We start from the raw sequence: 25564 nt of genomic DNA, 5'->3' as shown, positions 1-25564 counted from the left end.
CTGCAAGCTCGTCTGGCTACAGTCGAACATCGAATCTGCGAAGCTTGTGGGCGATGCGACAGAAGCGCAGTCCAAAGGTTATCGCCAAATTCGAGTATATCCACTCGCTTGACCGCTTATCCTTTGTGTAGAGCCATTTTTTTTACCGAGATCGGGCATATCCTTCAATCCTGTCCTCATAGCTTGTATAGTACGGAGACTTAGCTTGAATCTTTTTATAAAGGAGGATATGCCTGACATGTCAGTCTATAAGTCTTCCACAGGATTGGATGAAAATATAGCAGCTGTCCTGTGCTATTTGTTCGCCTTTATTGGCGCGCTGGCCTTTGTCATGCTGGAAAAGAAAAGCCGATTCGTATTATTTCACGCACTGCAATCCATACTTCTTTTTGTAGCCCTCATGATCGGACATGTGCTGGTAGGATTCATCCCCCTACTCGGTCCTTTCTTCGCTTCCCTGCTAACGCTGGCAGGCCTTGCCTTGTGGATTATCTTGTTAATTCGTGCGGGACAAGGAAAGTGGCTCAAGCTTCCCTGGATAGGCGATCTGGCTCTTCATCAAGCCCGGCAGTTATGAAAACAGCAAAAAACCTTGATCCTAAGCAAGGAATCAAGGTTTTTTATGTTTGGGCAGTTCATTTTTTTACACTAGCTTCTTCTGTCCTATCAGGATTTTGAAAAATTCGATTCCAGTCGCTCCGGAGTGCAAGATATAGACGAACTAAACCATTTCGATCTATATCTTATTCATTGGAAGTCGCTTATGGGATTTTTGCAAAATCCTCGTCTATATGGATGTGTCCCAGCTTATCTGGATTAACCATTAAATAAAAATTCTGAATATGCTCCCCGTCCGGTGTCAGTATGAGACATAGGGTTTCTCTCACTTTTCCGTCTTCCAGAAATGCCAGCTGGACCTCGCCATTGATGACGGTATGGCACACATCTCTTTCTCGTAAAACGGTTAATACCCGACGAGAAGTCAACAGGGCAAGAACACCTTTGCGTACAACCATCGGCCTCATCACCGTATGCACATTACCTCCGCCATCTGACACAAATACAGGTTGTTCAGCCAGTAGTTCCAGCATAGCAGTCACATCGTAGGCAAGAAAAGCTGTTGTAAAACGTTCTAGTAGTTTTATTCGGGATGAGTTATTCACATTGCGACTGGACTGAGCCTCAAGAGGAGATTCTCCGGAAGATAGAATACGACGGGAGCGACTGAACAACTGACGACAGTTGCTCTCCGTCTTCCCCAGCAATTCCGCAATATCTTTGTAATCATATTGAAAAGCTTCCCTCAGCACAAAAACAGCCCGCTCTATCGGCTTTAGCTGCTCCAGCAAAACCAGAAAAGCGTAAGATATCATATCTTTACGCTCTAACCAATCCGCAGGGAGATCTGCGCTTTCACCCAACGGCTCCGGCAGCCACTGTCCTACATATGTCTCTCTTTGCTTACGTGCAGAGTTCAGTAGATTCAGGCACCGATTCATCGTCATTTTGGCCACATAGGCTTTGGGATTGTGTATATTATCCAGGGGCTTATCCTTCAGCTCGACAAAGCAGTCTTGAACGACATCCTCGGCATCTGTAACCGTTCCAAGCATGCGATAAGCAATGGCAAAAGAATATTTGCGATATTTCTGATACAGCTCTTCCAGACTTACATCCACCGATTCTTGTTCAATTCTATGTTCTTTGCCAGACAAAGCATAGCCCCCTGTTCATTAAAGAATGCCCGGATACATGCCCGTTGCAATTGCAATCCGGTTCCAACTGTTAATCACGTTAACTGCGGTTATCAAATCTACGTATTCTTCCTCGGTAAAATGCTCTCTGACCCGATTATACAAATCTGTAGGTACCCCTTGTTCTGAGATACGAGTAACCGCTTCGGCTAATTCAAGCATAACACGTTCTTTTTCCGTGAACAAAGGAACCTCCCGCCATAAGGCTAGCTGCAAAATGTGGTCAGCATAATCCCCCAGCTTGAGCAGATCCTTCGCATGCATATCCAGACAATAGGAACATCCATTGATTTGGGATACTCTAATTTTCAGTAGTTCGTACAATACTTTGTCTGTAAAACGACCGGAAATATATTTCTCCATCTCCATCATCGCCTTGAACGTACTAGGACTCACTGTTCTGTGATTGAATCTTAAACTCACGATACATCGCCTCCATTATTGGTTTACATATAGAAGACAAATGAACATGTGATTTTGTGACAAAGTGCAATACATCAATTGGGAATTGCCCTCAATTGACATAGCATGTATTATAGATAAATGATTTTATGCAAAGAAGGTGAGCACTCACATGAGCGGAAAAGGTATTATAAAAGAATTTAAGGAATTCGCTGTACGGGGTAACGTGATTGACCTTGCGGTCGGTGTTATCATCGGTGGAGCGTTTGGCAAAATTGTCACTTCTGTGGTAAACGATATTATTATGCCTCCGATTGGTAAGCTTCTGGGAGGTATGAATTTTCCAGATTTGTATGTAGCTTTACAAGCTGCTGAGCCTTTAAATGGTGACGGTACACGCAAGACTTTGGCACAGGCCAAAGAAGCAGGGATCGCGGTCCTCGCCTATGGTCAGTTCATTAACGTCCTGCTGGACTTTCTGATCGTGGCCTTCTGTGTGTTCATGCTGGTCAAAGGGATTAACATGCTGAAACGCAAAGAGGAAGAAAAACCTCCTCAGGAAAAAACGATCAAGGAATGTCCACATTGCCTATCCGAAATTCCTGTAGCCGCTACCCGTTGCGCACATTGCACTTCCAAGCTGGAAGGGTACGTGGAAGCACGCTGACTCAACCCACTTATATGACTACAATAAACGGCTTAAGACGCTCTATCGTCTTAAGCCGTTTTGGCATGTATGGAAAATTCAATTAGTTGAAATTGGTGATAATGCCACGGGGTCTAACGGGCAAGCCCTCAGCGTACAGATGGGAAACATCACCGAAGCCGATGCAACGGGGAACTGCCCATTCTTGGGAGCGCTCATCAAACAAGATCGTGGTTACGGAGCTAGGCGGCATCCAAAAACCGGACCAGACCAAGGCCAATGGCAACTCCAAGAGATGAGCAAGCCAGGTCAGCCCGAAGCCGCCATGACAAAATACCGCCACCTGATCTTCAGTGTGCTTCAGAATCCGGTACCTGCCCTCCACCCGCTCAAAGCCTTGCCGTTTCAGGAACTCATCGGAATGAAGCTTCAGCCGCTCGAAGGTTTCAGGGCTTTGCGTTCCCTGATAATAGGAAATCTCCTGCCAAGAGTCATGAGTCGGCAGGGGCAACTCGGAACGGATCACTTCACCAGGCAAATCCCAATGGGAAAGACGGCCGTATGGGGTTTCCTCCAGCTTTAGAGCCAGCTCCTGCGTCCAGTGTTCTACTTCATGAGTCATACCCAGAGAGTCGGCGGTGTAGCGCATCGTATCCAAAGCCCTCCCCAAAGGAGAGGCATAAATTCGATCCAGTCCGTGACTGGAAAGTCGCTTGGCTAGTGCCTGGGCTTCCAAATGCCCCTCCGGCGTTATGGTGTTGTTGGGGTAATCGGGGTCTGCGTGTCGGATAATATACAATCTCATCATTGTTCTCCGTTCCTATGAATGGCGACAGGATCGCTTTATCTCATTTCATCGATTAGTTCTCCTGGTCTTTAACGTTTAACGTTTATTCAGCAAAGTTTCCAAAATCGCGCGCAAATCCCTATCTTCCTGGTAGACTTCCTCACCCGTATCCAGCTCAATAACCCGGATATATGTATAATTGGCTCTGACATCGACTGGTTTAAAAATCAATTCCTCCGGATTGTCTGGGCGGACATCATAGCCCATATTTTTGAACATATCCGTGATTTGATCAATCCCCGGCTTGCCCCCGCTTTCCAGCATAATCAACCCGCGAAGTTCCTTGGGTTCCTCCGGATGCATGACTCGAAAATGTACTATACATTCCATGTAAAATCGCTCCTTTCAATCATAAATCTATGTGATGTTTCAAATCCTTATGTTCCCAGCATACCCCAAATGCCACTCCACATTCCACACCCGCCTTCATATCGTTAGGACAGAAAACACGTTATACTGTAAAGTAGACCTTTGATTTCTGCTTACTATAGGAGGAACCACGATGAATAGCGAGCTTCTGGATATCTACGACGATGAAGACAACCCCCTTGGCACAGCCTCCCGACGAGACGCACATGCCAAGGGATACTGGCACCATACCTTTCACTGCTGGCTAGCACGAGACACTTCTACAGGCCGTCGCTTGCTATTCCAACAGCGTCAGGATACGAAGGATACCTTCCCCGGATGCTACGATATTACAGCAGCCGGTCATTTGACGGCAGGCGAAGATATGTCTCAGGCGGCTCGCGAGCTGGAGGAAGAACTGGGCATTCATGTTCCCTTTACCTCATTAACACCGCTGATGACCGTTCGGTATGAAAGCAAAGGTACCGCCCAGGGCACCTCTTTTTGGGATCGGGAGGTTAGCTCGGTGTTTGGACTGCTATCGAACCAGCCATTGGAAGCTTATCATCTCCAGCAAGAAGAAGTAGCCGGACTGTACGAAGCGGATCTTGACCAAGCACTGGCCCTTTTTGAAGGCTATATTCCCTTTATCGAAGCCCAAGGCATTACGTCAGGGCCGAACCCAGAAAAAACTCGCCGCCTGATCACATCGGATCAATTCGTGCCTCATAAGGCGGGCTATATTACATCTATATGCCGGGCACTGATGGAACTTCCTACCCGGTAATCTTTAGCTATTCCCCAGCTGACATATATTTGCCGATAATGCCTTCATACCGCCAGCCATACCGGGTCGACAGCTCTCTGCCCATATCATGCTCCAGCTCATACAGAATAAGATCCTGAGCAAAATGATTAAGCAGCAGGCCTGTCATTACCGGATGCTCGGTAATAAGCGCCTGTGTCGGGCAATTCTCTCCCCGCATCCCCAGCATGCACCAACGCCGATCAATAACAAAAGAAAACTTACGCCCTGCTGGTTCCTGTCCGTCTGTACCAGACCTAAGCGGTAACCACGGTCCCATCATGCTTTCTCCGTTATCGCAGGACCAGAGCAGACGCACACCTCGACTCTCGGCTTTCTCCAACTCTGTCCGCAGCAGTTCGGCTTCCTCGCGCCACAAGTCCAACACAATCTCATGCTCTGCCCGTTCCAACTCACGGGTCAGACTTTCCAGTACCTTCCGATCGCCTTCCGCATTATAAAAGGTCGGCTTGGTTGGTTCTGTTCGTGGCATTTCTTTCTCCACTGCACGTAGAGACTCCTGCATTTGTCCTTCGATCATCCGGGTTAATTCAGCCGGTGGCAGCATGCTGTAACGTACAGGCTCTCCCGCACTGGTTCTGAGGTATCCCTGCCCGGCCAAACGCTGTAAAGCCGCGTACACGTTGGAGCGTGATGCACCCAGACGCTTAGCCACTTCATAGCCGGAAGCCGCATTTTGCCTCGAAAGCTCGACCATAACCTTGGCTTCCATTTCCGTAAAACCCAGATTCCGCAGATGATGCAGCAAACGCTCCATATATTCTGTTCCCCCTATGCTGCCCGGCGTTATGTCTGTGTCCTGCAGCAGCCTGTTCGGCTGCGTTAAATCTGTTCAGCTCCGCAACGCGGGCACCACTTGGACCCTTTGGGTAGTTCTGCGGTGCAGATTTGGCATTTTACATTTTCACGTACTTGTGCAGACGGCGTTGCCGGTTTCTCAGCCCCGGAGTTGTTGGCCTTCCAATATCGAATCCGCTCGTCCAGCTCCTCCTGACGCTCACGCTCACGTGCCAATTCTTCAAGACGACGGTGTTCTTTTTCCAGATCTTCCTGACGACGGCGCTCCCACTCAGCGTCGAATGCCGCTTTTTCCTCCGGTGTAAAATCAGACACTGTATAATCGCGGTCTAGTCCCGCTGGTTCGTGTGTTTCATACCGCTCATCCTGTTCCTGTTCATGTCGATCGACTACTTCATGTTCTGCATACTCCGTGTAAGCAGGCGCAGCATCCTTCGCTACCTCTGGCTTGCGCAGATCAAAAGAATAGACGTCCGTTGGCACCTCTTCACGCACAGCAGCTACTTGTTTGGAAGCAGCCTGTCCTTCATTGAGCTTGCGTCCGCATTTAGGGCAAAAGTTCGCATCCAGAGGCACAACCGCTCCACAGGTGCATAAATGAGCGTTCTTCAATTCTGCAATTCTACTGCGCAGCTCGTCAATTTCATCCTGAAGCTCATCACAAGCAGTGGATAGCTGTGTCATCTCGGTTTCTGCCACCGACATGTCGGATGCGCGATAACCTTCGTAAAAGATTTGACCCATTCGCAAGAAATGAACATCCATTTCCTGCTGGATCGTTGTAATTTGTGAATTGATCTTACTAATCTCGACAGCATGCTGCGCCTTTTCTGTTGCGCGATTAGCGCCTTCCTTTATACGTTGAATCAGCTTCATCGTTATTTCCTCCCCATATCCAGCCGGATTTCACTGTACCGTCCGTATATCCCAAAGTTTTTTTCTGTTGGCAAACCTCGAACTCCTGTATAATGGAATGCGGTCATATCGCCTGTTTGAAGGCTATAGGCATTGGCGTCAACGTATTGATGTTCTGACGCTTCGGCAAGATCCGCATGAATTTCAGCATTATTTTAGTCCATCGCCTTGTTCTTATCGTCAGCTAAAGCTGACTAGAACTCTATCATACCAAAAACTACCCCCATTTGTGAAAATGGAAGATTTTAAGAACGAAAGGGGTTTCAGGATTATGGACCCAAATCCTTCTTTTTACCCCCGACCCATCGGGGTTCCTTATTCAACGTCGAGCCCTCAGGCACGTCGTGCTTCCATGGATACCAGTATGATGCTGGTACCCGATACCGACCAAGACTCGGCCTATTTTCGTGCTTTAGAGAACGCCGGCATTCACCTGAACCGCCCGCAGATTCAGGCCGTCCGCCACGGCAAAGGTCCCCTACTGACCCTTGCAGGGGCTGGCTGCGGCAAAACCACAGTGCTGGCTGCCCGTGCAGGCTACCTGATGGCGATGCGGGATGTTCCTGCATCGTCCATTCTGCTGGTGACCTTCACCAGCAAGGCAGCTGCCGAGATGAAACTGCGCATCGCGGGATTACCCGGTGTGCGCCCTGCCGCTGCACGTGCAGTTCAGGCACGCACGTTTCACTCATTCGCTTTGGCGATGCTGCGTCATCGCGGCGTGCAAGATGATGTGTTCGGTGAAACGCAGGCCCAGCATACCGTCATGAAAATGATGCTGCGGCAGCTTGGGCTCAGCGAAGCTTTCCAGCCGGAAAGCCTGCTGTCTGCCCTCTCCGCCTGGAAAGCGGAAGGCCGCAGCGCGGACGAGCTGCCGGAAACCGTGCGCGAGGAATCGGATGCCAAGCGTGCCATGCTCGCTTATGAAGCGTGGAAACAGGAGCGCAATAAAATGGATTTTGACGATATTCTGCTGCGTGCCTCCGCACTACTGCGTGACCCGAATGTGCTTCAGCCGCTTCAGCGACGTTTTTCACATATCATGGTCGATGAATTTCAGGATACGAATGCCCTCCAATATGAGATGGTGCAGCGGTTGGCTGCCCGACATCGCAATCTGATGGTTGTGGGGGATGATGACCAGACGATCTATACCTTTAATGGGGCACGCCAGGAATCCATTCTGGAGTTTGACAAGGTCTATAAGGATGCAAAGGTCATTACTCTGGATATTAATTATCGCAGTGATGCACGCATTTTGGGGCTGGGCTCCAACATCGTCGCCAAAAATGTTCATCGACGCTCCAAACGTCTTGCGGCTGCCGGGCGTGAGGGCTTGCCGCCACAGTTTGCCACCCCATCTGGGCCTGAGGAAGAGGCGGGACATATTGTTACTCATCTGCTCGGGCAGGTAGAAGAAGGTCGTCTTCGCTACCGGGATATCGCTATTTTGCACCGGACAGCCAGCGGAAGCCGATCTATTTTTGAGCAATTAATTATGCGGGATGTCCCATTTATTCAGTACGGAGCAGGGGCTGTATTTTATGACCAGTCCCTGATTCGTCCTTTAATGGATCACCTGCGCTTGTCGCTAAATCCCCGACGTATGGAATCCATTCCGAGCACCCTTGGGCCGCTGTACGTCTCGCGTGAGGCTGGGATGGAATGGATTATGCGCGAGGAGAAACAGCAGGCTAAAAAATACCCGCTGATTCATCTCAGCCGCTGGGATCGACTACGTGATTTTCAGCGTGAACAAGTGAAAGAGCGTATTCGTCTGATTCGCAGTCTCACTACCATGAAACCTGCCTATGCCATTCAAGAAATGCGGCGCGTCTTTTATGACAAATATTTGGAAAGTGGAGATACGGGCGCGTGGACTCATTATAAGGAAACGATGCAAGAAAGTCTGGAGGAGCTCGAAACGGCAGCCAAGCGGTTTGACACTGTGGAGGCGTTCGTCAGCTTTGCGGACGAGCTTTCCGAGCGTCACCGCCAAATGGAATCGCTGCGCAGAGAGGAAGACAGCGATGCTGTTCGGCTCATGACGATCCACCGCGCCAAGGGATTGGAATTCCCTTGCGTATATTGGATCGGAGCCAGCGAAGGCATTCTGCCGCACAGCTCGGCGCTGCACAGCGAGCTGCCGGAGGATCGGCGGGCAGGCGCCGCCCCAACTACAGCTGTGGATAACGATGCAGCGCTTGAAGAAGAGCGCCGCCTCGCTTACGTGGCCGTCACCCGGGCGAAGGAGTTGCTATACATCACCTCCCCCGCCTCTAATCATGGCAAGCCTGCCGCCGTGTCACGCTTCCTGCTGGAAGCCTATGGGGTCACCCCTGAGGCTTCCAAGCCAGAAACACGCCGCAGTAGCTTTGGCCAAGCGAAGGGTGCTTCCGGGTATGGCAGCCGTGCTGGCGCTGGATCGCCAGCGTCTGGCACAGCGACCCGCGTGAACAGCAGGCCGGGACCAGGCAGCGCTACGGCACGGACAACCTCGTCGGTGGCAGGGTCTCCGGCGGAGCCACGCATCAGCGTGCCCGTGTGGAAATGTACCGACGGCGCTTGCAAAGCGTGGATGCGTCGCGACACAACAAGCGGACGCCGTACAAGCGCGGCTAGCACAAGCACGCCGCCAGTGTGCCCGCTCTGCGCCTCCCCGATGACAGAGGGGACACGCAGCATCCCAGCCAGATAGGGATACGGCGTATAGCTGGTATGGAGAATTGTGCAGACCAATAATAAATCAAATAAAATTTGGACAGACCAAATAAAAAAGTGGCAGACTAGGACTTAAAAATAAAGCCCTAGCCTGCCACTATCTGTTTTAACTTGCTATTGAACGATCATGTCCCGTTAGATTATCCAAGCGTTCTATCACCCAATAGGTGTTCCATCAGGTAGTTTGATATCTGGTTTCAATAGAATCACATCCCCCTTTTCGGGTATTCCTCCAAGAACCAATACCTCTGAGTTAAAGCCTGCTATCCGTCGAGGTGGAAAGTTGACTACACCTATAATTTGTTCCCCTATAATATCTTCAGCCACATATCTTTCTGTAATTTGCGCACTCGAAGTTTTTACACCGATATCTTGCCAAAATCAATTTCAAATTTAATATTTTGCAACTGTAGTATACTTTAAAGATTTTGCCCAAAAATACATTCCCATACCGAATAAAGTCATGATTCCACCTATGAATTGAAATGCAGAAATGATTTCTCCCAAGAATAAGTAGGCGAGAATTATGGCAAGAACAGGCTCTCCAATAATACCAACTGAGACCGTAGTTGCACCCATTGATTTCAACAACAGATTAAAAATATATTGTCCAAAAATAGTTGGGATTACTGCAAGTAACAAGAAATACATCCATTCCGACGAGTCATATTCAATCAAGGAATAATGATTCAACAAATTGTAGACCAGCAAGACGCTGCCACCAATAAAAAAAACAATAACACTATATAAATTTGCATTTATTTTGTGACTTACTTTCTGTCCTGCCAACATATATGCTGAAACCAAAATTGTTCCCAATAAAGATAATCCATCTCCGATCAATGCCTCTCTCGAAATCCCTATGTCTCCCCAAGCAATAGTGATTGAACCGACAAGAGCGGCGATCAAACAAAGTATGGTTAATATGTTGGTTCGGTCTCTGAACATAAAGTATGAACCCATCATTACAAATAAAGGCTGTAAGGATAAGATGACCATGGAGCTCGCAACTGAGGTATATACTAAAGATTCCATCCAGAATAAGAAATGCAACCCGAGAAAAAGACCGGCTATGAAAACGGTAATCCAATCTTTTTTGTTCATTGCTAAGGTACGGAACATTTTCCAAGGTACAAAAGGAAGCATTATGAGTACTGACATATACAATCTGTACATCCCAGCCACAGAGGTTGGAGTATCTGAGGATTTGATCATGATGGATGAGATAGAGACAGACAGTATGCTGATTAAAAGCAAAATATACGGATGAAACGGTAACGACGATTGATTTATTTTCACATGTACGCCTCCAAGAGGTCTTATCCAATCGCCTGTGCACAGGATTGTAATGATAAGCCGAAGATCTGGTATAATAATATCACCACTTTTATTTATTTTGTGTAACTATATCTTTAATTTATATAGAAATATCGTCATCAGAAAGGACCTCGCTAAAATGGAAAAACAATTGCATGAGACCATTCTATATCCCGATGTTTCATTTCCATACATCATGTACACCCATACTATTCATGCAAGTAGTCCTGAAGGTAGAGGATTTAACGATCTACATTGGCATGAGGAACTACAAATCACTTTGGTTACCAAAGGGAAGCTAGTAATCCAAGTTAACGGGATTGATCATGAATTAGAAACAGGTCAGGCCATTTTAATTAATAAAGGTGTTCTTCACGTTACTACGCACCTTACACATAACGGCCAATATGTCAGTTTTAATTTCCCGGAGAAGCTGCTGGCCTTTTATGCAGATAGTGCGATGGAAAAAAACTATGTACTGCCTTATACAAACTCTCTCTTATTGTCATTAGTAATCAAAGGAGATGTTGAATGGCAAATTCAAATACTGCAAATGCTTTGGGATATGAAAGAGAAATTTGATATGAAAAAAAACTGGGGATGGGAATATGAGGTTTCTATTAAAACAGTACAATTATGGTTCATCATAATTTCTAACATTTCGCTTTCTTCGGAGGAAGCACCTAAACACATGAAACTGCAACAGGAAAGACTTCAATTGATGCTCAGCTTTATCCATCAAAACTATTCAGACAATATAACACTGCAAGAAATTGCTGAAGTAGCACATTTAAGTATTTCGGAATGCACTCGTAGTTTTAAGAGAACCATTCATATGACACCTTACGACTATTTAATTAAGTACCGTATCAAGAAAAGCAGCGAGTTATTAATTTCAACAGATTCTACAATAACTGAAATAGCCCACAGAGTGGGGTTCAATCATGTAAATCACTTCATTCAATCTTTTAAAAAACATCATGAAAGAACACCTAAAAATTTCCGGAAATTTAGAAATGAAATCAAGGATTAAGGGCTATTTCTTTTCTGGTTGCGTGATACCGCTCTAATACCAACAGTCACCTATATTCCGTTGTACTTCTCAATCGGCGCGCGACAGCGGCCTAATTCGTCAATCAATAGATAGCTTAAAATCAACAATAGTTTGCTCAGCCGTGATCTCATAGCCTAAGCCCTCGTAAAGATATACAGCGGCTTGGTTCTCCTTCAGTACTCCCAGGTAGATATCTGATGAAAGTGATCTGCCCAGTTTTGTAAGTTGGCTCGTCAAGTGCTTTGCTAGGCCTTTCCCTCTGTGGGTAGGGCTTGTGTATATGTTTCCGAGCTCAACGAGTTTAGAATCATAAAAGTGGAAGCCGCCCACGGCAATAAAATGACCACATTCCTTTATCCCAAGGAAAGGATATTGTTCGAGTTCGCTCCTCGTAAAAAATTTCATGCCGCCATTTCGTAATAAATCCACTATATCTGAAAGGTCATTTTCCTTAACTAGCTCAGTCCAGTTTGAATCGAGCAGTTTCGATTGATCCATATGCTTCATTGTTAAAAAACGTTGTGGGTTACCCATTATAAGACCATGAGATCGAAAAAGTTGAAGGTCACGATTACAGAGGATTGTACCACAAACAGTATTTTTCTTAAGTTGAATGATTTCCTCAGTAAAAGTAATAAGAGCTGGAAAGTTAAGTTTCTCGCGATTTATGCAATGGAAAGAAAAAGCAGGGAAGGATAGCCCCCAAAAGTATGCTAAGACCGCCGTCAGCTTGTCGTCTATATATTGACCAACAAATTTAGCCTGCTCCTTACGTTGACTTAAATAGCTATAGAATAACAAGTGTTGGTCTCTATTAATCTGGTCAGTTAATTGACTAATTGTTTCGTAGGTAAGCAATCGATGAGAAATCATTTATTAGTCCCTTTCATTAGTCATACTTTTCCTATGCGTGGAATACCTACTGGCATGATACCACAAATTGAAACTATTCTTCCCGCTTATTCCATATAGCCTTAAAAAATATTGGGTTATACATTTCTATAAAGATAAATTGTTTGCCGCCGGAGTATAAAAATCCATAATTTAAGGATGATTTTTCCCGAAATTCATTGTATGGTTCCTGCCTCGCGTCTAATTTATGATGAAATAAAAGAGAGGTGAGGCACTGAAAAAATTAATGACAAATATTGAAAACGCATACAAATGAAGAAGGAATGTTTAAAAGTGCAAGCTGGTCCTTAATCACCTGTCATCGATTACTTCAAAGTGTACTTAATATGTACACACTTATGAAAGCGTTTTCTGTACGATGCGTTGCAGATTAACTAAGGCGTTAACATCTAATTCAAGGAGTGAGTCATATGCCAGACCCATGGAAAAAAAGGTTTCTCAGTATTCTCAGTTTTGTTCTCTTATCCTTTTTGTTGGTATCTCTCAGTTTAATTCCAAGCCTAGCAAAAGCAGAATCAGCTCACTTGGTCACTGACGGTAGCCCCTTTCCTATAGTCGTCAGCTCCAAAAATGCAATTCTTCAAGGTTACGGGGTAGAAAAACGGGATATACCCTATACCGGCGATACGCTTTATAAAGGCGATGGCTATGTATCCTTCTTTTATGACTATGACCCAAACTCAGGAAAGTCTGACGGGACGGCTACGTTTAAAGTGAACGTGCCTACAGCAGGTCTTTATAGGCTGAGCCTCGGCTACTACATTCCGGCGGACACCGGCTCCAAGGATACCAGCATCAAGGTCAATGGCACAATGGCTGAAAACGTAACGCTGGCTGCTCCTCCGAAAGGTGCGGCGGTGAACGAGAAAATGGTAACTAAGATCATGCTGAATGCTGGCACAAACGAGCTGACTTTTTCAAGAGGCTGGGGATATTACGGGATCGAGTATGTGAAGGTTGAATTCGCCAATCTGCCTGCTGCCATAAGCAAAATGGAAGCCGAAGAAGGAGCCATTACTGGTGAGGTCAGCATCGAAGCTGCTGATACGGGTTATTCCGGTACCGGTTACGCAGCCTTTAAAGGCACAGGGTCGTTAACCTTTGCCTATAACGCAGCCTCAAGCGGGCTTTACAATCTTGCAATCGGTTACAGTAACCCCAATGGAGACAAAAAGACTCAATTGGTGGTCAATGGCCAGACCAGCGAAACATCACTCCCGACAACAGCAAGCTACACAGAGGTATCTGGCGGTAAACTGATGCTGAGTGCGGGAAACAATACCATACAGTTCAATGTCGATTCGGACCAATATCATATCGACTACGTCAAGCTGTCAGCAGTGTCCCCCCCGAAATTGCATCAGATTGAGAAAAAGCCAGTAAACCCGAATGCGACTGCGGAAACCAAGGCACTTATGGGTTATCTCGTCGATAGTTACGGCAGCAATATTCTTTCCGGTCAGCACACTCTTGAGGATGCCCAGTGGATTAAAGACCAAACTGGAAAGTATCCTGCGATGTTATCAACGGACATGATGGATTATTCCCCCTCTCGCATCGAACATGGCGCCACCTCAACTGAAGTGGAAAAGGCGATTCAATGGGCCAAAGAAGGTGGAATTGTCACATTCGCATGGCACTGGAATGCTCCTAAGGGACTGCATGATATTCCCGGCAAAGAATGGTGGCGCGGGTTTTACAAGGACGCTACTACATTCGACGTTCAATATGCGCTCACTCATCCCGAGTCGGAAGAGTATCAGCTTATCCTAAGGGATATCGATGCTATTGCTGCTCAGTTGAAACGTCTCCAAGACGCTCACGTTCCGGTGCTGTGGAGACCGCTGCACGAGGCGGAGGGCAAATGGTTCTGGTGGGGCGCCCAAGGGCCAGACTCCGCCAAGCAACTGTACCATATCATGTACGACCGCCTAACAAACTACCATCACCTGAACAACCTGATCTGGGTATGGAACTCCGAGAGCCCCGAGTGGTATCCGGGAGACGATGTCATCGATATTGTAAGTGTGGATATCTACAACCAGGCGGCTAATTATAGCCCAAGTATCGGCAAGTATGACAGCTTGGTGAATCTCGTGCAAGGCAAGAAGCTGGTTGGTCTGTCCGAAAACGGTCCGATTGGCGATCCTGAATTATTTCAAACATATTCAGCGCATTGGCTCTTTTTCACCACATGGACAGGCGACTTCATCCGCAACGGACAATATAACTCCCTGGATCATCTCATAAAAGTGTTCAACAGCGATTACGTGATCACGAGGGATGAGCTTCCCCAAGACCTATTTACTTCGTCCAAAAATGAAGCGGAGTAAATTACTTTAAACGTATCCGTAACTATACCGTCCCATCCAGCGTCGTAAAGTAACGAAGTAGTCTTCCTCTAACAAACAGCGGCCGCCTCTGAAAATAACCAGGGTAGCCGCTGTTTATTTGTACCTCAAATGCTCCATATTTCTATTCTCCCGTTTCGTTAATGTAGCTACTTTTCTAACCAAGAGAACATTATGAAAAAGGACCGTCTCCTCTCCGGCAGGAAAGTGGAAACGGCCCCGTTCTTTTATGCGAAACGAGTTAGTTCGTGGACCACAGCTTAATTCGGTCTTGGATATGCTTGGTAAAGGATTGTTCCATTTCTTGCACTCCAGCTTTCTCTAGTTCTGCCATATAGGCATCCCAAACCTTGTCGAAGTTTTCCGGTTTAGTCATGACAGCTTCCGGAATTCGTTTCCATGTAATATCCTTCATCTTGGCTCCAAGAATAACAGCCGGATCGTCATTGGGAAGAGACATTGTATATGCTGCTCCGTATGCTCTAGGCGGAAATTCCTCTTCCTTCGGGAATAGATCTTTCCAGTGCTCGATCTTATAAGCCTTAAGAACTTCCTTCTCCGACTTATTGTAAGTCGCTGTCAGCAGTTCTGGATAACTACGAGTGAAATAGTTGCCGGTTGAGTCCTCGATGCCATCACCATAATGGACCGACAAGTTCCAATATAGGCCGATTCCAGACTCTTTTTGGAAAGCCGCATTGTCATTGTTTATCCGTTCAAGTACAGCCGGAGTAATCGTCCGTTTGCCGTCTTTCATCGTGTAATGCTTTCCTTCAATTCCCCAGTTATTCAGGACTTGCCCCTCTTCCGATGCTAGAAAGTCGAGAAACTGGATAGCGCGTACCGGATCCTTGCATTTGCTAGAGATTGAGATTCCGTACCCCCCATCAAAACCAGGCAGCCAGAAGTTGGTATCCTTGTACTCCTTGCTCATGGTAACTGGATAATGACCGTAAGTCTGATCGAATTTGCCCTCCGCCTTCAGCGCATTTTGTCCGTCGCCATAGTCCCATTCCGGATCGGCCAGGCCCAGTACGCGACCTGAAGCCACTTTCGCTTTAAACTGGTCAGTCTTTTGCACAAAGCTTTCCGGATCAAGTAATCCAATGGCATTCATGTGATTCAACCAGCGAAAATATTCTTTTTCTTCCGGTCGACGGAAATGATAAGTCGCTTGGTGTGTTTTTTGATCGATGTAGTATTCACCATCGTCTGGTCCCCCTGTTGTTTGGAATCCTGAGTTCGTTACCTGGTACATATGCCAATCGTCCGCATTTAGGGACAGTCCGATATTTTTGTTGCCATTTTCATCCGTCGGATGCTTGGTTAGATAGTCCTTAATGACTTTTTCAAAATCCTGTACCGTACGAATGTCTGGGTATCCCGCTTCCTTGACGACACGGTGTTGGAGTTTAAATCCTACGTCGGGTTTGATTTTTTTCTCTTCGACAGCAGACCAAGTTGGAATCACATAGATTGATGGGTCGTCCAAACTGTACTTTGTTCGAACAAGCTTGTCACCCAGCATTTTTTTGATGTTTGGTGCATGCTTGTCGATCAAATCCGTCAGATCAATGATTGCGCCAGCATCGACAAGTTTGCCAACATCCGCCTTAGCAGCGATTAAATCAGGATAGTTTCCTGTGGCAGCAATCAATGAAATCTTTTGGACCGGGTCACCGACAGCGAATTCAGCATCAAGGGTTACTCCCGTTTTTTCAGCGATGACCTTACCGACTTCATCCTTCATGCTATTCCAGTTTGTGCTGGAGTCTTCCGAGAAATAAGTAAGCGTGATGTCACCCGTTGTTACGGCCTTGGTAGCCTCGGACGGATTATTACCGCTGCACCCTGCAAGGGTCGCCACTAAAGTCAGTGACATTACGAAAGATACGATCATTCTGTTTTTTCTTGACTTCATGGAGCGAAACCTCCCTGTATAATGAATGTTTGCTGCTTCGTTTTAGCTTTTTACCGCTCCAAGCGTCATACCTTTAACAAAATACTTTTGTAGAAAAGGATAGACGATAAGAATCGGGACTGTAACAATGATGGTGATTGCCATTTTGACCGATTCCGGAGACACTTGTGCCATACGCTCAGCCATATTGGCAGCATCCTGAGAATTGGTTGCGCTCGTTGTAGTACTCTGCAAAATTTTCATCAATTCATATTGCAGGGTCGTCAACGATTCGTTAGACCCATTAAACAGATAAGTATCGAACCAAGAGTTCCATTGCCCTACTGCCAAGAAGAGCGCTACGGTCGCTAATGCTGGTTTGCAAAGAGGAAGAATAACGCGCCAATATATCGTGAAATCGTTGGCACCATCTAGCTTAGCTGATTCTTGCAACGCATAAGGCAGACCATCAATGAAGGAACGAATAATGAAGACATTAAACGCACTTACAAGGCCGGGTAAAATATAGACGGCAAATGTATCAATCAAATGCAATTCCTTCATCAAGATAAAACCTGGGATTAATCCCCCGGAAACATACATGGTGACGGCAAGAAAGATTGAGATGAACCTTCGAGCTTGAAAGTCACTTCGTGCAAGCGTATACGCAAGCATCGAACCGCTGGCCAAGCCCGCTACGGTGCCAATGACGGTCCGCAGAAAGGATATCTTGAATCCAGTGATTAACCCCTCATAGGTGAAAATCAAATCGTAATTCTTCAACGTAAATTGTCTTGGCCAGATGGTGATTCCCCCTCTAATGGTATCTACCGAATCATTAAAAGAGATAGCCAGTACATTTAAGAACGGATAGATTGTTAGAACGGTTACCACAATCATGAAAAGATAAACAACGACTTCTAAGATTCGATCTTGTGGTGATTTCGCCTTAAGCCAGTTGTTTAATCGGCCGACTGGCGTACTGCTTTTGACAGCCTCCATGTCCTTTATCCTCCCTACATAATACTCTCGTTGGTATAGCGCTTAAAGATTCCGTTAGCCGCAAACAATAGGATCAGGCTTATCACCGAATTAAAGATATTAATTGCCGTTCCGAAAGAGTAACGTCCCATCGCCAGACCATAATTAAGCGCATACAAATCAAGTACTTCAGAGTAATCAATGACCAGGTGATTGCCCAGCAAAAATTGTTTCTCGAATCCCGTACCGAGCAAATGACCAATAGACATAATCAGGAGGATGATAATGGTCGGCCGGATCCCTGGCAGCGTGATATGCCACATTTGCCGGAATCGGCTAGCGCCGTCGACCCGCGCAGCCTCGTATAATTCAGGACCAATACCGGCGATGGCAGCCAGATAAATAATGGCGTTCCAACCTGTTTCCTTCCAGATGTCTCCGAAGGTTACAACCCACCAAAATAATTTACCTTGGGCCATAAACTGGATCGGCTGTTCGATGATGCCTAGACCCATGAACATATCATTCACGACACCGCCATCCGCTGAAAGCATTTTGGTGACAATGCCTGCAGCAACCACCCATGAAACAAAGTGCGGCAGATAAGATACCGTCTGAACAAATCGTTTTATAACCTGGATACGAACCTCGTTGAGCAGTAAAGCAAAGACAACCGGCACGATAAAACCGGCGATCAGTCCCATAAGACTCATAGCCAGCGTGTTCCGCAGCACTTGGTAGAAATGATCATCTCGGAACAAAGTACGAAAATGCTCCAAGCCCACCCACTTTTGCTCAAAAAAACTCAAACCGGGTTTATATTTTTGAAAGGCCATTGTCCAGCCCCATAGCGGCAAATACTGGAAGACAAAAACCCAAATAACAAACGGAATGGACATGTAGTAAAGATACCTCTGGCTTTTAAATACCTTCCAAGCATTCCTCTCCGTCTTTTTGTATGCCTTTTCCGAAACCACTGTTACCGCTTTCATTTTTTTCATCCCCTCTCTTAAAATCCATCATAAAACAGAGAGGAGTCCGCGCCCATACAACGGATTTCGGAAAAAATCATACACAAATTATGGATTTCTATATTCCGACGGTGAACGGCCTTCGTACCTTTTGAATTTGCTGTAAAAGTAGTTGACGCTTGTATAGCCCACGCTTTCAGCGACTTCGTATACTTTCATTCCCTGATCCAGCAGCTCCTTGGCCTTTTGGATGCGGACTCGGTCCAGATAGGTGTTGAAGTACTCCCCAGTCTTGTTCTTGAAAAGCTGGCCTAAATAGGCGGTACTGTAGTTTAGTAGTCCGGCTAGCGTTTCCAGCCTCAGATTGTCCGCATAATGCCTATGAATGAAGTCGATCATTTTCTTGAATTCCTGCTCCTTTCCACGGTGTTCGGAGTCTTTTCCCAATGCTAGTAGGAAACGGTGGGTCTCTTCCAAAAGATCATCTAGGTTATCATGCTGGTATATCCCATTCAAAAAGCGGGAAACTGCTTCCGTCTCTTTCAACTCAATGCAGAAACCCGCGGTCAGCTTGTGAATGACTGCATTGGACAGAAAGAAGAAGGATTCTTTAACAGATTTCTCATCTTGCCCCTGTTTGAGAAAAAATGCTGCCGCCTCTTTCAACAACGATAGTACTATAGCCTGGTTTCCTACCTCCAGACTGTAATACAGGCGGAAGATGAAATCCTCCATCATTTCTTCGGCTTTATTGACGGACAATCGGGGAGAATCCAGCGAGGACGAAAAGAGAGGATACGGATCTATCAGTCGGTTCTTCTCGCTGAAAAAAGCTTGTTTTACTGCTTTCTGGGCCTTAAAAAAAGATTTGCAAATATCTTGGGGAACAGACACTCCCCCTCCGGTTGCAGCAACGAACCGTACATTACCCACGGCGTTACGAATCTCGTTATACAGACTTTCACGTCGTTTTCTCCCGCGCAGCAGCTCGTTGAGCAGAAGAACCGTATACGGGGGAATCACAGTTACAAGCCCCATCATCTGCCCTTCTATCTTTGGTTTTAACTCAATCGAAAGCCGATTTACCACATCGGCACGATCCACTTCAGAAACACGCGGGTAGACGACTACGACTTCATAGCTGGTCCACAACAAATCCGCTTCTTTTGCCTTACTTCTCAATTTGGCAGGATCCTCAGTTTTCTCTTGCGGGATGAGCAGGCTATGCAGGCAAAAATCACGACTCATAATCTCCCTCTCACGCCACTCTCCTTGAAGTCGCTCCTCTTCAATCCGCTCGCGTATCCGCTTTAAGTTGGCCGACATTTCAGCGACGTCCACCGGTTTAAGGAGATAGCCGACAACCCCGTATTTGATCGCTTGTTTGGCATACTCGAAGTCGGCATATCCACTGAGAATCATAAAATGCAAATGATGACCGTCAGATGTCAAGTGCTCAATCAACTGTAAACCATCCATAACCGGCATGCGGATATCGACAATTACGACATCGGGAGTCTTTTCCTCAATGACTTTCAATGCTTCTTTTCCATTAGCTGCCGCAGCAATAACGGTAAATCCGAGACTTTCCCATGGAATCAGCGTTTGAAGGCCTTGACGAAGCTTCGGTTCATCATCAACGATCACTACCTTAATCATTTGGATTCCCTCCAGGAATGAAAAACTGAATACAAGTGCCTTTCCCAGGCTCGCTCTCGATTTTTAAGGCACTAGAAGCCCCATACAGTAAGACGAGACGATCGTTTACGTTTCGCAATCCAATCCGCTGGACCTCCTGTTCATGTAGGGATGCAGCAAGCTCTTCCCGTACAAGAGCGAGACGATCGGCCGTGAAACCGGCCCCGTTATCACGTACCATAACTCGGACCCCCTCCAGGATTTCCTTTACTTTCACTTCAATGACAGCTCCTTCTGCTCGGTTATCCAGGCCATGCACAATAGAATTCTCCACCAAAGGTTGAATAATCAACGGCGGGACCAACATCTCCTCCAAATTCGGATCAACCGTTAAACGATAATTCAAACGGTCTTCATATCGAAACTTTTGAAGATCAAGATAACAGCTAACCCGCTCAAGTTCTTTGCGTAGCGGAATCTTATCATTACCAGCCTCCAGACTGCTGCGAAGCAACGTGCTCAGCTGCCATACTGCCTCAGCAATATCGTCCTGTTTGCGAATGTGGGCCTCCATTCTGATGGACTCCAACGAATTGAAGAGAAAGTGCGGGTTAATCTGGCTGGCCAGCATTTTAAATTTGATCTCGTTTTGTCTTTGCTCTACGAGATTTTTCTGACGATTCGTTTCTTGGACCTCCTGCACCAAATTGTTCACGCTGCTGACGAGCGCGTTAAATTGCCTTGATAGTATACCGACTTCATCTTTTCCGTCGATATGGAGAAATGTTTCCCATGAGCCCGCGCCAACTTTGGTCATATGTTTGCTCAAGCGGAGAAGCCTTCTGGATAATAGCGAAGCAGAAGCATAGATAAGTAAGACTGCAAACATCAGGCTGGCCGTGATCACGATTCCGCCAAGCCATATCACTTGATTGGCATCGCGGGTGATCTCTGAAACGGAAAAGATAGAAATGACCCGAAGCCCATTCCAGCTGTTCTGTGGAATTAAATTTGCGATAACCACTTTTGATGCTTTTCCGTTGATAAACGTGTTGTAACTTCCTTCCTGATTGAAAAGTATATTTTCGTCGGCATGAATTTCAGAAAGATTCTTCCCGAACAACTCTGCTTCATTGGACGCAACGATCTGATTTCGGTTATCCACGATCAAGGTAGGGAACGATTCCTGCTCTAGGATTGAATTTAATTGGCGCTTGTTTACATTCATGACCAGAACCCCTTTCCGCCCTAGTGAATCCACTGAAAATGAACGAATTAGACTGAGATAATTGGAACCGTCCCTCTCATCCTCGATTAAATTCCATCCGGCCAAGCCTTTCTGCTCTATGGCCTCCTTGTACCAATCTGCGGTTGTGATGCTATCGTCCGGCTGGATAAATTCCCAGTTGTTAAGTGCTCTTGGATTAGAGACATAGACACGGATGCCGGATATCTCTTTGTACAACTGGAGGTAATCACGAATATCCGTATACTCCCGGTATGCATGGATGACTTCGATATCGCTTTCGTACTTTTGACTGGCCACCCTCTTCATCCGATTGTCATTGGTTAGCCGGTACGAGATGTCCAGTGGCACATTAATCAGTTCTTCTGTACGATTTTGCACCCTTTCAACATTGTTGGATACTTGCATAAAGGCGTCCTTAATGACAATATCTCGAAGCTTCCCAGTCAAAAACAGGCCGCATAACAGCAAGGGAAGAACGGCTACCGAAATGAATGTAAGTGTCATCTTCTTCCTCAGTTTCATGTCATTCATCATTCGTATAAAAAACAAGGCTTCCCCCCTCTCAGATCAGTGCGGCTGCTACGCGCAAAATGCCCCTTTTCATATAAAAAGGGGCATAACCTAATCGATTGTTTTTTCTCTTTTGGCAGTTTACTGTTGTACTGATCCTTTAGACCTTGCCGGACCTTATTGCCCGGAGCCTGAACCATCCACTTTCATAGTCTTTCTGTCTGTAGACAAGAGGAAGCCCCAACTTCATAAGCCTATCCCCCCCCATGGATAGACTTTTGCCCGCTATTTCCTGACTGAACTTCATATTCGAGTTCTGGATTAAGTCCGTCAAGGCGGAGGGCTCGCCAAGGCGCGTTCGGGACAGCCATCACTTGGAAATAGTAGACGATGGCATCCTCTTGGTCTTCAGAAACAAACATCCAAGCCGACTCGTTATTTTCAAACGGACTCTTTAGGCGATACAAGTCACCCTTCTGTACTAAACCACGAATCTGCTTGTAGACTGCGATTTGGCGTTTGACCGTCTCTTTTTCCTCATCGGTGAATTTCGTGAGATCAAGCTCATATCCAAAATTCCCGGACATGGCTACATCACCTCGAAAATCAAGGGGCGTTATGCGTCCAACTTGATGGTTCGGAACTGCCGAGACATGCGCCCCGGTTGCGCTTACAGGATAGACAAGGCTAGTTCCATATTGAATCTTCAGGCGTTCCGCCGCATCGGTATTATCACTAGTCCAGACTTGAGGCATGTAGTAAAGCATGCCTGGATCAAAGCGTCCTCCGCCACTTGAACAGCTCTCGAAAAGAATATGCGGAAATTCAGTGGTGACGCGCTCCAATAACTCATACAATCCAAGAACATAGCGATGGGCAGTCTCGGATTGGCGTTCCGGCGGCAGAGCAGCGGAACCGATTTCCGTCAGGCAGCGGTTCATATCCCATTTCACGTAAGAAACCGGCACGCTGGAGAAAATGGCAGCCAGCGAATCGTAGATGAAATCGCGCACTTCCTTGCGGGTATAGTCCAGCACTAGTTGCCATCTGGCTTCGCTGCGCCTCCGTCCCGGAACGTGAAGGCACCAGTCCGGATGCTCCCGGTACAACTCACTGTCTGGAGAGATCATCTCTGGCTCAAACCAGAGCCCGAACTCAAGACCCAGCTGATTGATACGTTTCGCGACATCCGCAAGTCCGTCTGGCAGCTTCCGACGATCCTCGTACCAATCGCCAAGAGACGAATTGTCGGAATCTCGTTTTCCGAACCAACCGTCATCTAAGACAAATAGTTCGATGCCTAGCTCAGCCCCCTCTTTCGCGATCGATACCAACTTATCTGCATTGAAGTCAAAATAGGTAGCTTCCCAGTTGTTGACCAGAATAGGTCTTTCTTCGTCCCGATATTTCCCTCGGCAAAGTCGAGTCCGATACAAGCGATGATACGTCCGCGACATATCTCCCAGGCCTTGACCGGAGTAAACCATAACGGCTTCTGGCGTTTGGAAACTCCCCCCTGGGCTCAGTAACCACGAAAAGTCAAAGGAGTTCACGCCGATGTTAAACCGTGTGGAGCCAAATGAATCCATTTCTGCTCCCGCCTCAAAGCCCCCGCTATACACAAGGCTAAAGCCGAATGCCTCGCCATAGCTTTCCGTTGTCTCCCGAGTGACCAATGCAGTAAAAGGGTTGAGTTGATGGCTGCTCATGCCCCTTTTACTATCAATTCGGGTTTCACCTTGAAGAATTGGTTTGCGGGTAATATTCCCTTCCCGAGCCCATGCTCCCGAAAGATACATGAATTCCAAATCGCTTTTACCCGAAAAATCGACACTGGCACTTAGTGCACGAAGGAGCCTAAGATTCTTTTCCCCCGCATTACTCAAACGAGCCGAACGAGCGATTACGTTTCGATCCGCGAAAACGGTGTAAAGAAGAACCACTTTAAGACCTGAAAAGGCATCTTTTAATTCCAGTTCCAGCGTATCCGCTTCGTCTTCATTCTCGGTATATACGGCCGGAAGTCCGCTTAATGATGGCTTTCCCTTCATGATACGGTAACCATCGTACTTCAACTCCGTAATACGAGTTCCATCCTCAAGTTCTACCTGATACGCCGGGGTACGGAAGTCTCCACTCCCATACTGCGGATACTCTTGCGGAAGCCGATCCAATCCAGCCGTCGCAGAAGTGTGAGGCAATAGATCGGCCGTTGATTCGCGATGCTTCAGCCTATCTCCCCAGTATACATGCACAGGAAATCCATCCACAACCTGAATAATATAACTCATGCCCGACGACTGTAGATGAAACAGCCCCGTTTGCTCTTGAACAATGATACCCATTGGGAAAATAACCCCTCTCTTAGATAATAATCATCGGAGATCCACACCAAAAAGGCACTTAGAAGAATCTTTATGTAGCAGGCATCAACTAAGCTCATATGGTGTAAAGCTTGATAAGATCCAACAATATAGCAGCAGGTTCTACAGAAATCATATATTAATTTTAGATATGAAGTACATGGCATGGTGCTCACTATTTATGTTATAATGCTTGATAATTTACATAAGGAGATTTTACCGTGATAGAGTATTTGCCACGTAGTAAACAGCACTCTGAATTGTATCTAACTCAGTTTGGTATAGAGAAATGCATACCCAGTCACTTTTTTGGACCTGCGATAAGAGATCACTATTTGCTCCATTATGTTTTGGACGGAGAGGGTACCTTCGAGGTTGGCGGGTTCAGTTATCGCTTGCGGAAAGGACAGTGGTTTCTAATCTGCCCCCAAGTCATCACTTATTATCAAGCCGATGTGGTGAATCCTTGGTCTTATTGCTGGTTTGGTTTTAACGGGGTACTGGCAGAAACACTCCTCAAGCAAGCAGGCCTAACGATGACGCGTCCAATCCTCAACTTTGAAGGAGACCATTTGATTTATCAGTATTTGCAGCTCATGAACGAATCAAGTGGATGCCATAAAGCTCGGGAAACCAGACTGACCGGTCTGCTATGCCTAATGTTATCGGAGCTTATAGAGTTCGGCCCGGTAACACCTCCTGAACAAAAGGAAAGCCGGGCGGAAATTTACGTGGAAAAAGTGAAGGATTTTATCGAAATGAATTATGCTCAGAAGATTACCATTGAGCACATTGCAAATTTTATCGGACTCAATCGGAGCTATTTATGTTCGTTATTCAAACAACAAGTGAACACAAGCATTCAGGATTATTTGGTTCGCTATAGGATCAACAAAGCATGTGAAATGATGGGAAACGCTGAACTTTCGATCGGTGATATTTCCCGTTCAGTCGGCTATAACGATCCTTTACTCTTCTCGAAAATTTTTAAAAAGATAAAGGGATTCTCCCCCAAACACTATCGAATCGAAACCCATGCTCAAACTCAAGCCGACTACTAA

General features: G+C 46.4%; 20 protein-coding genes and 2 pseudogenes. 7 read left to right on the top strand and 15 right to left on the bottom strand.

All coding sequences use genetic code 11. The features are described from left to right. The first annotated feature begins 238 nt into the window (after nt 1-238). The gene (locus tag ACWA2B_RS08305; RefSeq protein WP_029515944.1) at nt 239-577 is read left to right on the top strand and encodes a DUF4870 domain-containing protein; all 339 of its coding nucleotides are present in this window, start codon (nt 239-241) and stop codon (nt 575-577) included. Between the two features lie 184 nt (nt 578-761). On the opposite strand, the gene ACWA2B_RS08300 is transcribed toward ACWA2B_RS08305, so the two are convergent. Beyond that, the gene (locus ACWA2B_RS08300) at nt 762-1715 is read right to left on the bottom strand and encodes a sigma-70 family RNA polymerase sigma factor (protein WP_449291897.1); all 954 of its coding nucleotides are present in this window, start codon (nt 1713-1715) and stop codon (nt 762-764) included. A gap of 18 nt (nt 1716-1733) precedes the next feature. Further along, nucleotides 1734-2177, bottom strand: a complete 444-nt coding sequence (locus tag ACWA2B_RS08295) for a carboxymuconolactone decarboxylase family protein (RefSeq protein ID WP_039270408.1) — start codon at nt 2175-2177, stop codon at nt 1734-1736. 151 nt (nt 2178-2328) lie between these two features. On the opposite strand from ACWA2B_RS08295, the gene mscL reads away from it, so the two are divergent. Further along, nucleotides 2329-2823, top strand: a complete 495-nt coding sequence (mscL, locus tag ACWA2B_RS08290; RefSeq protein ID WP_039270406.1) for a large conductance mechanosensitive channel protein MscL — start codon at nt 2329-2331, stop codon at nt 2821-2823. Between the two features lie 82 nt (nt 2824-2905). Here mscL and ACWA2B_RS08285 read toward each other — a convergent pair whose 3' ends face one another. Together ACWA2B_RS08285 and ACWA2B_RS08280 are read right to left on the bottom strand one after the other, a co-directional pair. Further along, nucleotides 2906-3607 (bottom strand): histidine phosphatase family protein, encoded by a 702-nt coding sequence (locus tag ACWA2B_RS08285; RefSeq protein WP_029515948.1) that lies wholly within the window; start codon nt 3605-3607, stop codon nt 2906-2908. A gap of 78 nt (nt 3608-3685) precedes the next feature. Then, entirely contained in the window at nt 3686-3979 is a 294-nt protein-coding gene (locus ACWA2B_RS08280) for a hypothetical protein (RefSeq protein ID WP_029515949.1), read from the bottom strand. A 172-nt stretch (nt 3980-4151) separates the two neighbouring features. Between ACWA2B_RS08280 and ACWA2B_RS08275 the strand changes: the two genes are divergently transcribed. Then, nucleotides 4152-4784, top strand: a complete 633-nt coding sequence (locus ACWA2B_RS08275; protein WP_029515950.1) for an NUDIX hydrolase — start codon at nt 4152-4154, stop codon at nt 4782-4784. A gap of 7 nt (nt 4785-4791) precedes the next feature. On the opposite strand, the gene ACWA2B_RS08270 is transcribed toward ACWA2B_RS08275, so the two are convergent. Both ACWA2B_RS08270 and ACWA2B_RS08265 read right to left on the bottom strand, forming a co-directional pair. Then, a complete protein-coding gene (locus ACWA2B_RS08270; protein WP_029515951.1) occupies nt 4792-5580 on the bottom strand; it encodes a TrmB family transcriptional regulator in 789 nt (262 codons plus the stop codon). Nucleotides 5581-5645: 65 nt separating this feature from the next. Further along, the gene (locus ACWA2B_RS08265) at nt 5646-6497 is read right to left on the bottom strand and encodes a zinc ribbon domain-containing protein (protein WP_029515952.1); all 852 of its coding nucleotides are present in this window, start codon (nt 6495-6497) and stop codon (nt 5646-5648) included. A 310-nt stretch (nt 6498-6807) separates the two neighbouring features. Here ACWA2B_RS08265 and ACWA2B_RS08260 point away from each other — a divergent pair, with 310 nt between their 5' ends. Next, a complete protein-coding gene (locus tag ACWA2B_RS08260; protein ID WP_449291896.1) occupies nt 6808-9234 on the top strand; it encodes a UvrD-helicase domain-containing protein in 2427 nt (808 codons plus the stop codon). 179 nt (nt 9235-9413) lie between these two features. On the opposite strand, the pseudogene ACWA2B_RS08255 reads toward ACWA2B_RS08260, so the two are convergent. Continuing rightward, nucleotides 9414-9655, bottom strand: a pseudogene (locus tag ACWA2B_RS08255) (tRNA-binding protein); the annotation flags it as partial. Next, the gene (locus tag ACWA2B_RS08250; RefSeq protein ID WP_449291895.1) at nt 9651-10556 is read right to left on the bottom strand and encodes a DMT family transporter; all 906 of its coding nucleotides are present in this window, start codon (nt 10554-10556) and stop codon (nt 9651-9653) included. The pseudogene ACWA2B_RS08255 and the gene ACWA2B_RS08250, both read right to left, overlap by 5 nt. 157 nt (nt 10557-10713) lie before the next feature. Between ACWA2B_RS08250 and ACWA2B_RS08245 the strand changes: the two genes are divergently transcribed. Continuing rightward, on the top strand, nt 10714-11607 hold the full coding sequence (locus ACWA2B_RS08245; RefSeq protein WP_029515955.1) for an AraC family transcriptional regulator: 894 nt from the start codon (nt 10714-10716) through the stop codon (nt 11605-11607). 99 nt (nt 11608-11706) lie between these two features. Here ACWA2B_RS08245 and ACWA2B_RS08240 read toward each other — a convergent pair whose 3' ends face one another. Further along, nucleotides 11707-12501, bottom strand: a complete 795-nt coding sequence (locus ACWA2B_RS08240) for a GNAT family N-acetyltransferase (RefSeq protein WP_029515956.1) — start codon at nt 12499-12501, stop codon at nt 11707-11709. A 449-nt stretch (nt 12502-12950) separates the two neighbouring features. Between ACWA2B_RS08240 and ACWA2B_RS08235 the strand changes: the two genes are divergently transcribed. Further along, nucleotides 12951-14873 carry a glycosyl hydrolase gene (locus ACWA2B_RS08235; protein WP_342425600.1) on the top strand — a complete coding sequence of 641 codons (1923 nt, stop codon included), beginning with the start codon at nt 12951-12953 and terminating at the stop codon, nt 14871-14873. A gap of 259 nt (nt 14874-15132) precedes the next feature. Here the strand turns inward: ACWA2B_RS08235 and ACWA2B_RS08230 are convergent, their stop codons facing one another. From ACWA2B_RS08230 to ACWA2B_RS08205, 6 genes and pseudogenes are all read right to left on the bottom strand, one after another. Beyond that, nucleotides 15133-16812: an ABC transporter substrate-binding protein gene (locus ACWA2B_RS08230; RefSeq protein WP_342425599.1), complete on the bottom strand. Its 1680-nt coding sequence runs from the start codon at nt 16810-16812 to the stop codon at nt 15133-15135. Nucleotides 16813-16854: 42 nt separating this feature from the next. Then, a complete protein-coding gene (locus tag ACWA2B_RS08225; RefSeq protein ID WP_029515959.1) occupies nt 16855-17793 on the bottom strand; it encodes a carbohydrate ABC transporter permease in 939 nt (312 codons plus the stop codon). Between the two features lie 14 nt (nt 17794-17807). Beyond that, nucleotides 17808-18764, bottom strand: a complete 957-nt coding sequence (locus ACWA2B_RS08220) for an ABC transporter permease (RefSeq protein WP_029515960.1) — start codon at nt 18762-18764, stop codon at nt 17808-17810. Between the two features lie 87 nt (nt 18765-18851). Continuing rightward, nucleotides 18852-20402, bottom strand: a complete 1551-nt coding sequence (locus tag ACWA2B_RS08215) for a response regulator transcription factor (protein ID WP_449291894.1) — start codon at nt 20400-20402, stop codon at nt 18852-18854. Continuing rightward, nucleotides 20395-22179, bottom strand: coding sequence for a sensor histidine kinase (locus ACWA2B_RS08210; protein ID WP_341038627.1), 1785 nt, complete (start codon nt 22177-22179; stop codon nt 20395-20397). Before ACWA2B_RS08210 ends, ACWA2B_RS08215 begins: the two co-directional genes overlap by 8 nt. 121 nt (nt 22180-22300) lie before the next feature. Next, nucleotides 22301-24485 (bottom strand): annotated as a pseudogene (locus ACWA2B_RS08205) (alpha-galactosidase). Between the two features lie 239 nt (nt 24486-24724). On the opposite strand from ACWA2B_RS08205, the gene ACWA2B_RS08200 reads away from it, so the two are divergent. Continuing rightward, entirely contained in the window at nt 24725-25564 is an 840-nt protein-coding gene (locus ACWA2B_RS08200) for an AraC family transcriptional regulator (RefSeq protein ID WP_165148101.1), read from the top strand.

This window comes from Paenibacillus sp. CMM36 (genome assembly GCF_053570945.1).
This window is presented reverse-complemented; position numbering and strand designations above follow the sequence as displayed.

Bases quoted from the DNA above. Each gene is read 5' to 3' on its own strand.
- ACWA2B_RS08305 (WP_029515944.1), top strand. From the start codon at position 239: ATGTCAGTCTATAAGTCTTCCACAGGATTGGATGAAAATATAGCAGCT.
- mscL (WP_039270406.1), top strand. From the start codon at position 2,329: ATGAGCGGAAAAGGTATTATAAAAGAATTTAAGGAATTCGCTGTACGG.
- ACWA2B_RS08285 (WP_029515948.1), bottom strand. From the start codon at position 3,607: ATGAGATTGTATATTATCCGACACGCAGACCCCGATTACCCCAACAAC.
- ACWA2B_RS08280 (WP_029515949.1), bottom strand. From the start codon at position 3,979: ATGGAATGTATAGTACATTTTCGAGTCATGCATCCGGAGGAACCCAAG.
- ACWA2B_RS08275 (WP_029515950.1), top strand. From the start codon at position 4,152: ATGAATAGCGAGCTTCTGGATATCTACGACGATGAAGACAACCCCCTT.
- ACWA2B_RS08270 (WP_029515951.1), bottom strand. From the start codon at position 5,580: ATGGAGCGTTTGCTGCATCATCTGCGGAATCTGGGTTTTACGGAAATG.
- ACWA2B_RS08265 (WP_029515952.1), bottom strand. From the start codon at position 6,497: ATGAAGCTGATTCAACGTATAAAGGAAGGCGCTAATCGCGCAACAGAA.
- ACWA2B_RS08260 (WP_449291896.1), top strand. From the start codon at position 6,808: ATGGACCCAAATCCTTCTTTTTACCCCCGACCCATCGGGGTTCCTTAT.
- ACWA2B_RS08245 (WP_029515955.1), top strand. From the start codon at position 10,714: ATGGAAAAACAATTGCATGAGACCATTCTATATCCCGATGTTTCATTT.
- ACWA2B_RS08240 (WP_029515956.1), bottom strand. From the start codon at position 12,501: ATGATTTCTCATCGATTGCTTACCTACGAAACAATTAGTCAATTAACT.
- ACWA2B_RS08235 (WP_342425600.1), top strand. From the start codon at position 12,951: ATGCCAGACCCATGGAAAAAAAGGTTTCTCAGTATTCTCAGTTTTGTT.
- ACWA2B_RS08230 (WP_342425599.1), bottom strand. From the start codon at position 16,812: ATGAAGTCAAGAAAAAACAGAATGATCGTATCTTTCGTAATGTCACTG.
- ACWA2B_RS08225 (WP_029515959.1), bottom strand. From the start codon at position 17,793: ATGGAGGCTGTCAAAAGCAGTACGCCAGTCGGCCGATTAAACAACTGG.
- ACWA2B_RS08220 (WP_029515960.1), bottom strand. From the start codon at position 18,764: ATGAAAGCGGTAACAGTGGTTTCGGAAAAGGCATACAAAAAGACGGAG.
- ACWA2B_RS08215 (WP_449291894.1), bottom strand. From the start codon at position 20,402: ATGATTAAGGTAGTGATCGTTGATGATGAACCGAAGCTTCGTCAAGGC.